Annotated in this window: 1 protein-coding gene and 1 pseudogene; both read right to left on the minus strand. The window is 69.8% G+C overall.

Annotation, left to right across the window (positions count from 1 at the left end; translation table 11 throughout):
- Positions 1 to 204 (minus strand): annotated as a pseudogene (locus HR086_RS46715) (energy transducer TonB); the annotation flags it as partial.
- 82 nt (positions 205 to 286) lie between these two features.
- Entirely contained in the window at positions 287 to 1549 is a 1263-nt protein-coding gene (locus HR086_RS46720) for a glycosyltransferase family 87 protein (RefSeq protein WP_174459046.1), read from the minus strand.
- Between the last annotated feature and the right edge of the window lie 108 nt (positions 1550 to 1657).

Consider the following 1657-nt stretch of genomic DNA (forward strand, 5'->3'; position numbering starts at 1 on the left):
GGGCTTCACCTCGACGACGGGAGGCGGGGGCGGACGGAAGACGACGTCCGTGCCCTTCTTCTCCTGGATGACCTCGCGCACCTTGCCGGCGAAGGAGACGACGGCGACTCCGATGAGCACGAAGACCGCGACGGACGCCGTGGTGGAGAGCGCGAACCTTCGCGCCGAGGCAACATCGGAGGCGCTGTCGAACGTTTCGAACATGGCTGACGCGCATATAGCGACGCCATGTTTCAGGGGTGTCCGGACCCCGTGACACTTTCAGGCCAGGAAGATGACGGATGCGTCACGGCGCCCGCATGCCACGCAGGGTGCGAGGCAAACGGGCGAGAGTGTCACCGAGCGTCATCGCGCGAGGCGCACCTTGTTGGCGGATCTGCCACAACATGGCGATCAGCAACGCGGAGTACACGAGCGCGAAAGGGCGCATCAGCAGCACGTCGCGAGACCAGTCGAACCCCAATCCCTTGTCGGAGAACATGGTGCCGATGACGGCAATGACTCCGACGAGGGTGAGGTTGGAGCGGAAGCGGCCCTCGGTGGCGGCGCGCACCAGCGGCCAGGCGAGCACGTAGTTGGCGCGCCAGCCCAACGGTGACAGGAGCGTCACGCCCAGGCAGCACAGGGCCAGCAGGTCCGCGGGGCCCGGCCGCGCCCACAGCACGCCCGCGAGGAACAGGGCGATGGCGACGAACTGGGCCAGGGTGATGGCGAACGAGGGCGGCGTGGCGACGGAGCCCGGGTGGAACAGGGTGATGAGCAGCGTGGGCAGGCCCTGCGCATTGGTGCTGAGCACCCAGGGGGGCGTGGTGCGGGCGAGCGTCTCGCTCCACATCTGGAACTGGGTGAGGGTGCCGTCCCAGCCATAGCGCGCCAGGGTGGGCAGCGAGAGCACGACGCCGAAAACAGCGGTGGCGCCGATGACGCGCCAGTGGCGGCGCCAGAGAAAGAACAGACCGATGAGCGCGGCGGGGGGCTTGAGGAGGAAGGCCACCGCGAAGGCCGCGCCCGGACGCCACACCTGGCCGCGCTCGGCGCCGAGCGCGGAGACGACGACGAGCAGCAGCATGACGACGTCGACCTGGCCGTAGAACAGCTCGAAGGTGAAGGCGGGCAGCAGGGCAATGGTGGTGAGCGCGGGGGCCCAGGACCACGGCGCGGCCTCACCAGGGCCGTGCGGCGAGCGGCGGGTGAGGCGGGCCACGGCCACGAGCGCGAGGATGGAGCCGACGTTCCACAGCGCGACGGCCATGCGCGGGGGAAGGAAGCTGAAGGGGATGAAGAGGGGCGTGGTGACGGGCGCGTACTTGAACGGCATGGTGCCGTCGGAGACGCGGTAGAGGTCCGTGCCCTCGATGAAGCGCTCGGCGGCGGTGAGATACACGCGGAAGTCCACGCCACGGCGAGGGTGCTGACCCACGGCGACGGCGGCGACGAGCAGCACCGCGAGCACCAACCACCAGAGCCAGCGGGCCCACTTCGTGGAGGTGTACTTCGCGGGGCTGGAAGCGTCGCTCAGCGCGCTCGCGGATTGGGACGAGGTCGTCACGGGGCCAGGCTCCCGGGTTCGAGGACAGGGGAGTGGACGGGCCCATTCACGCGGGGTGTGGGCGAAGGGCGGGGAAGGCCGTGGTGTCGGCACGGCCCCGGGGCTGTC

The organism is Myxococcus sp. CA039A, from assembly GCF_013336645.1.
Taxonomy (GTDB): Bacteria; Myxococcota; Myxococcia; order Myxococcales; family Myxococcaceae; genus Myxococcus; species Myxococcus llanfairpwllgwyngyllgogerychwyrndrobwllllantysiliogogogochensis.